The organism is Parasphingorhabdus sp., from assembly GCF_048267785.1.
GTDB lineage: Bacteria > Pseudomonadota > Alphaproteobacteria > Sphingomonadales > Sphingomonadaceae > Parasphingorhabdus.
In genome coordinates this window covers 1-6,054 of sequence record NZ_JBLWWU010000035.1, presented here as the reverse complement: position 1 = coordinate 6,054, position 6,054 = coordinate 1, and the positions used below count along the sequence as shown (strand labels likewise).

Sequence of the window (6,054 nt, the reverse complement as noted above, 5' to 3'; positions counted from 1 at the left end):
GATTTGCCGGCGCGCAACTGGCACCGGGTTCCGCTGCCCGCTCCGCTCCGGTAACCGCCGATGACAATCATCCCCCTAATCCCGTTGTCATCGAATTGTTCACCAGTCAGGGATGTTCGTCCTGTCCCCCTGCAGATTTGCTGGCCAGTCGGCTGGCGAAAGACGACTCCCTGCTGGTGATCACGCGACCGGTGACTTACTGGGACCGGCTTGGCTGGAAAGACACGCTGGCCCGTGAGGACAATACGAGGTTGCAGCGCGCCTATGCGGCGAAAGGCCATGAAGGGTCAGGCGTCTACACCCCGCAAATGATCGTCAATGGCGGTGGCGGGGCAGTTGGGTCGCGCGAAGATGATATCCGCTCGCTGGTGCGACGCGCCGACCGGACCGGCCCGGCGATCAGCGCAGCCACCAATGCGGAAGGTCAATTGACCGTCACGATCAGCGGCAAGTCCGACTATTTGGCCGGTGTTTCGCTGATCGCGCTCAGCTCTGCGGAAACCGTGCGTATCGGAAGCGGCGAAAATGGCGGCAGGACCGTGCACTACACAAATGTGGTTAAGGTTGAACGCAATCTGGGTAGCTGGCGCGGCAAGTTCGCGCGGTTTGTTGTCCCAAGCGGGCAATTGCGCGTAAGCGGCGCGGACAAATATGCGATTGTCGTCCAGCGGCCGGGCGCAGGGCCGATTGTCGCGGCAAAGCTGCTCGATATTTGAAACGTTACAAGATCAAGCTGGCATTCAGGTGAATAGGCGCTAAAGATTCCTTCAGTGCGAGGGAGAATATGGCGTGAGTGAGCAGGCAGAAAAACCGGGTTGGCGCAAAGTAATCGCGTCACTGGGTAATCGCAAAACTCTTTTCATGGCGATCTTCGGTTTCGCGGCGGGACTGCCCTATGCGTTGCTGCTCGGAACGCTCTACGCGTGGCTTTCGGACGCCGAGGTTGATCTTGAAACCATGGGCGTGTTCTCGCTTATCGGATTGGCTTATGCGTTCAAATTTCTTTGGTCGCCGGCGCTTGACCGGATTAATGTCCCGGTCCTGAAAAGACTGGGTAAGCGCAAGCAATGGATCGTGACCGCGCAAATATTGCTTGGTGTCATATTGGTTGTTCTGGCGACGTTGAACCCGGTTTCTTCGCTTGGATTATTCTCCTTATTGGCTGGTATCGGTGCGTTTGCTTCCGCTACGCAAGATGTCGTGATCGATGCATGGCGGGTCGACGTTGCCGACGAAGTGGCAACGATCGATATCCTGTCGACCGTTTATCAGATGGGATATCGGATCGCCGCGCTCGTCGGTGGCGCACTGGCGCTTTTTCTGGCCGAACGAACGGACTGGCCGACGGTTTATATGACTATGGGAGTCATAATGCTGTTGATCGGCTTTGCCGGTCTTTTTGCACCCGATGCCAGGACAACCGTGCAAACCGCCACGGAAATGGCAGATGAGCACGGCCTGCGGAAAGCCGGCCAGCTTGACCCGAGCATCAGGGGGTGGGCATTGCTTGCCGTAGCAATTCTGTGGGGTTGGGCCTTGATAACGGTCGGGACTTTCATGGTCCAATCGCTCGGTAGCGATCCGGAAACGCGACCTGATTCAGTCGCGTTCATCTCGACAATGGGACCGCTGATTGTGGTGGCAACGGTGGTAATCCCTGTCTTCATCTCAGCATTTCTGGTCCGACTGGAACGCAGCGGGCAATATCTGTTGAGCCAGGACCTTCCAGCTGAATCGACCGCCGGGCGATTTCTTGATCACGGCTACCGCGCGCTGGTCCTGCCTCTCACAGAATTTGTTGGACGGTTGGGCTGGGCGCTGCTTGTTATATTGGGTCTCGTTCTGACCTACCGTATCACCGATTCCATCTGGGGAAGTTTTGCCTATCCGTTCTACCTGGGAGAGCTGGAATATACCAAAGATGAAGTCGCGGTCGCGTCGAAGTTCTTTGGTGTTGGCGCGTTGATGCTGGGTCTTGCCGCTGGCGGCTATATGCTCACGACGTTGGGACGCATGTTGACGCTTACTCTGGGTGCTGTTCTGGCTGCTGCTACCAATTTGCTCTATGCCGATCTGGCGAGAGGAGGCGCTGTCGTTCAATCGGTCAGCGATGTCACGGGCTTCACCTGGCTGATCGCCAATTTGGGTGGGGATGCAGGACTCGCCAAGTTGATGATGGCTATTGCCGGCGAAAATATTGCAGTCGGTATCGCCGGTGCAGCCTTTGTTGCCTATTTGTCGTCGATTGTCGCCAAGGGCTATAGTGCAGTTCAATATGCGCTGCTGTCATCGCTCACCATGCTGGTCGGAACGTTGGGGCGTGGTGCATTGGGGCAGATGATTGAGGAGCAGGGCTATTTCCAGGTATTCCTTTTGACCACCGCTATGGGCGGAATTGCGGTCATAATCTGCATCATCGAATGGATCCGAATTTCGCGTCTGGGCGCCAGGTCGGGTGTTGATGCAACAGCTTTGAAAAACGCCTAATCCGGGACCTGCTCGTTCGCTTTCAGCACTTCGCCCGCCAGATAGAGCGAGCCGGCGATCAATACGGTCTTGCCAGTGCCAACGGACAGGGATTGAAGTGCGTCCGCAATATCGGTGGCTTCAGTCACGGGTGCATCGGGATCGGGATAGTCGTCCAGCGCGTGGCTGTCATGGCCGGGCACCGGGATCACCGTTACGCTGGCCAGCTTTTCGTGTAGCGGGGTGATGATCGCGCTGGCCTCCTTGTTGGCCATCATCCCGATCACGAGATTGATCGAGCCCGCTTCATAATCGGCAAAATGCTTGGCCAGCGCCAGACCCGCGCTGATATTATGGCCGCCGTCGACCCATATTTCCGCGTCACCGGGCAGCAAATGGGTCAGTGGGCCGGCAATCAGCAAATGCATCCGCGCCGGCCAGTGGGCCCAGCCCATCGCCGCCTTTAACGCGCTGTCTGATATCGCGATGGTATGCTGATGCCGCAGCATTGCGACGGCGAGCGCAGCATTGTCAGCCTGATGCGCACCGACGAGGGCGGGCAGGGGCAGGTTGAGTTTTCCGGCGGCGTCTTTGTAATGCAGCTGGCCTTCGTAAGTGGCTGCATCCCATTCCTCGCCGCGGGGAAAATGCTGCGCACCGATATCTGCAGCATGATCAGCGATCGTGTGCAGCATGTCCGCAGCATATTTTTGTGTCAGCAGGGGCGTGTTCTTTTTGGCGATGCCGGCCTTTTCCCATGCAATACGGGTCATTGGGTCGTCCGGCGTGCCTTTTTCGGGGCTGAGCAGAAAGCCTTCATGATCAATGCCGAGCGCTGCTATGCCGGTCGCGACAGGGTCGGTGATGACATTGGTGGCGTCGAGCCGGCCGCCGAGGCCGACTTCCAATATACAGGCATCGGCAGGTGTTTCGGAGAAGGCGAGAAAGGCGGCGGCGGTGGTGGCCTCGAAGAAACTGGGGTTGATATCCTCGCTGATGTCGAGAACCCGGGCGAGCAGTTCGGCGAGATATTGGTCGTCGATCAGTTTGCCGGCGAGCCTTATCCGTTCGTTGAAGCGAACCAGATGCGGGCTGGTGTAGACATGGGCCTTCAGCCCTTCCGCCTCGATCGCGGCGCGCAGGAAGGCACAGGTCGATCCCTTGCCATTGGTGCCGGCAACGTGGAATATCGGAGGTAATTTTTCATGGGGACTGCCGAGACGGTTCAGGAGTTCGCTGATCCGTTCCAGTCCCAATATGTCGCGGCCGGGGGACAGCATTTCCAGCCGGTCGAGCTGTTTCTGGACCGCGGGATGATCGGAACGGGCGCCGTCTGCCATTATCTCTCCTCCCCTTCAGGGGCGGTGGCGGGGCGTGTTGGAGGAAAACCAAGGTCGAGATTGAAGACATGCCCCACCCGAACCCCTCCCCTGAAGGGGAGCGGCTTTTTCAAGCCGCGTCTTTCCATGCCATCAGATAACCCATGACCTGGGCCAGCTTTTCGCGCAGTTCCTTGCGGTGCACGACCATGTCGATCATGCCGTGCTCGAGCAGATATTCTGCGGTCTGGAAACCCTCCGGCAGCTTCTCGCGGATGGTATTCTCGATCACCCGCTGGCCGGCAAAGCCGATCATCGCGCCGGGCTCCGAAATATGCACGTCGCCGAGCATCGCATAGCTGGCGGTGACACCACCGGTCGTCGGATCGGTCAGCACGACGATGAACGGGATGCCGGCTTCGCGCAGCATCGAGATCGCCACCGTGGTCTTCGGCATTTGCATCAACGACAATATGCCCTCCTGCATTCGCGCGCCGCCGGCGGCGGTGAAGATGATATAGGGGCACTGGTCTTTCAGCGCGCGCTTGGCACCGTCGACAAAAGCCTGTCCAACGGCCAGTCCCATCGATCCGCCCATGAAGGCGAAATCCTGAACGCCGACGACGCAGGGGATCGATTCGATCGTGCCTTTGACGTTAATCAGTGCATCCTGTTCGCCGGTCTTGGTGCGGGCATCTTTCAGCCGGTCAGTATATTTTTTCTGGTCTTTGAATTTCAGCGGATCTTCTTTCACCGGCGCCCAAGGAATCATTTTCCAGCTATTTTCGTCCATGATCTGGGCAAAGCGGGTCATCGGTCCGATGCGACCGTGATGGTCACATTTCGGACAGATATACATATTGTCCTCATATTCCTTGAGGAACACCATCGCTTCGCATTTCTTGCATTTGTGCCAGAGATTATCGGGCGTTTCGCGCTTGGTGATCGAAGCGATCTTGTTGCGGACATTGCTTAGCCAGGACATGATTTACCCTTATCTTCTGTTCCGTTCGTCTCGAGCGTAGTCGAGAGACTTGTTATCCGCAGGCATCTCGACTTCGCTCGATGCGAACGGTTTTTGATATTTATTTTTTTCCGGCAGCCCTGATAGCATCGGAAAGCGACTTTACATAGTCCCTGACATGCGGCGGTGCATCTTTGCCATGTTCGGCGACAATCTCGACGATTGCGGAGCCGACGACAACGCCATCGGCAACGCGGGCGATATCGGCGGCTTGTTCCGGCGTGCGCACACCGAAGCCGACCGCGACGGGCAGGTCGGTGCCTGCTTTCAGATGGGCGACCGCCTCTTCGATACTCGCCTGGGCCGCCTGTTGCTGGCCGGTGATCCCGGCGACCGAGACATAATAGAGAAAGCCGGATGCGTTGCTCAATATCTGTGGCAGGCGCTCGGCATCGGTGGTTGGCGTCGCAAGGCGGATGACGGCAACATCCTTTGCCCGTAGCGCGTCGCCGAGGCTTTCGTCTTCCTCGACCGGAATATCGACGCAGATCACGGCATCGACACCGGCGTCGACGCAGGCGTCTGCGAACCATTCGGAGCCCCTGATCGTCATCGGATTGGCATAGCCCATCAGCACCAGAGGCGTATCCGGGTGACGCTGACGAAATTCCTTCGCCATGTTGAAAATATCGGCGGTCCTGGTGCCAGCGGCCAAACTGCGGATGTCGGCTGCCTGAATCGAGGGACCATCGGCCATAGGATCGGTGAACGGCATGCCGAGCTCGATGATATCCGCGCCGCCTTCGACGAGCGCGTCGAGTATGGCACCGGTATCGGCAGGGGTCGGATCGCCTGCGGTTACGAAGGTGACGAGCGCTGCGCGGTCGGCGGGGAAAGCGTTTGAGAGACGGGTCATCTAGCCCTCTCCCCTTCAGGGGAGAGGGTTGGGAGAGGGGGAGCCATCTCTGAGATGGTCGTAGCTAAAGCCTCCAAAACGCCCTCCAAATTATGCATCACTTCCTCATTCGTAAATCGCACTACCTGATATCCTTGCTGTTCCAGAAAATTGGCCCGCACTCCATCATATTCTTTTCGTCCGGCGTGTGTATCGCCATCAATTTCAATCACCAGCATCGGTTTGCGGGACGAGAAGTCGACGATATAATTGCCGATCACCTTGTGCTTGCGAAATTTGATTCCCCGAAATCGTTTTGCTCGTAGTTGCAGCCACATTCTTGTTTCTGGCTCGGTCATTTCTCTTCGGGATTGCTTGGCATATTCAAGCAGTCTGGGATCGCGCATCAC

The 6,054-nt window shown here is 57.5% G+C and carries 6 protein-coding genes; 2 read left to right on the top strand and 4 right to left on the bottom strand.

The annotated features are described in order from the left end of the window. Both ACN0VD_RS16670 and ACN0VD_RS16665 read left to right on the top strand, forming a co-directional pair. The coding region (locus tag ACN0VD_RS16670) for a DUF1223 domain-containing protein (RefSeq protein WP_417596322.1) at positions 1-716 on the top strand (716 nt) is incomplete at its 5' end. A 73-nt stretch (positions 717-789) separates the two neighbouring features. Next, a complete protein-coding gene (locus tag ACN0VD_RS16665; protein ID WP_417596320.1) occupies positions 790-2,487 on the top strand; it encodes an AmpG family muropeptide MFS transporter in 1,698 nt (565 codons plus the stop codon). On the opposite strand, the gene ACN0VD_RS16660 is transcribed toward ACN0VD_RS16665, so the two are convergent. The 4 genes from ACN0VD_RS16660 to ACN0VD_RS16645 all read right to left on the bottom strand — a co-directional run. Continuing rightward, the gene (locus tag ACN0VD_RS16660; protein WP_417596318.1) at positions 2,484-3,806 is read right to left on the bottom strand and encodes a bifunctional folylpolyglutamate synthase/dihydrofolate synthase; all 1,323 of its coding nucleotides are present in this window, start codon (positions 3,804-3,806) and stop codon (positions 2,484-2,486) included. The genes ACN0VD_RS16665 and ACN0VD_RS16660 overlap by 4 nt on opposite strands. A 109-nt stretch (positions 3,807-3,915) precedes the next feature. Then, entirely contained in the window at positions 3,916-4,770 is an 855-nt protein-coding gene (accD, locus tag ACN0VD_RS16655) for an acetyl-CoA carboxylase, carboxyltransferase subunit beta (protein ID WP_417596316.1), read from the bottom strand. A gap of 100 nt (positions 4,771-4,870) precedes the next feature. Next, positions 4,871-5,665 carry a tryptophan synthase subunit alpha gene (gene trpA, locus ACN0VD_RS16650; protein WP_417596314.1) on the bottom strand — a complete coding sequence of 265 codons (795 nt, stop codon included), beginning with the start codon at positions 5,663-5,665 and terminating at the stop codon, positions 4,871-4,873. Next, the coding region (locus ACN0VD_RS16645; protein WP_417596312.1) for an endonuclease domain-containing protein at positions 5,662-6,054 on the bottom strand (393 nt) is incomplete at its 5' end. The genes trpA and ACN0VD_RS16645, both read right to left, overlap by 4 nt.

Bases quoted from the DNA above. Each gene is read 5' to 3' on its own strand.
- ACN0VD_RS16660 (WP_417596318.1), bottom strand. From the start codon at position 3,806: ATGGCAGACGGCGCCCGTTCCGATCATCCCGCGGTCCAGAAACAGCTC.
- accD (WP_417596316.1), bottom strand. From the start codon at position 4,770: ATGTCCTGGCTAAGCAATGTCCGCAACAAGATCGCTTCGATCACCAAG.
- trpA (WP_417596314.1), bottom strand. From the start codon at position 5,665: ATGACCCGTCTCTCAAACGCTTTCCCCGCCGACCGCGCAGCGCTCGTC.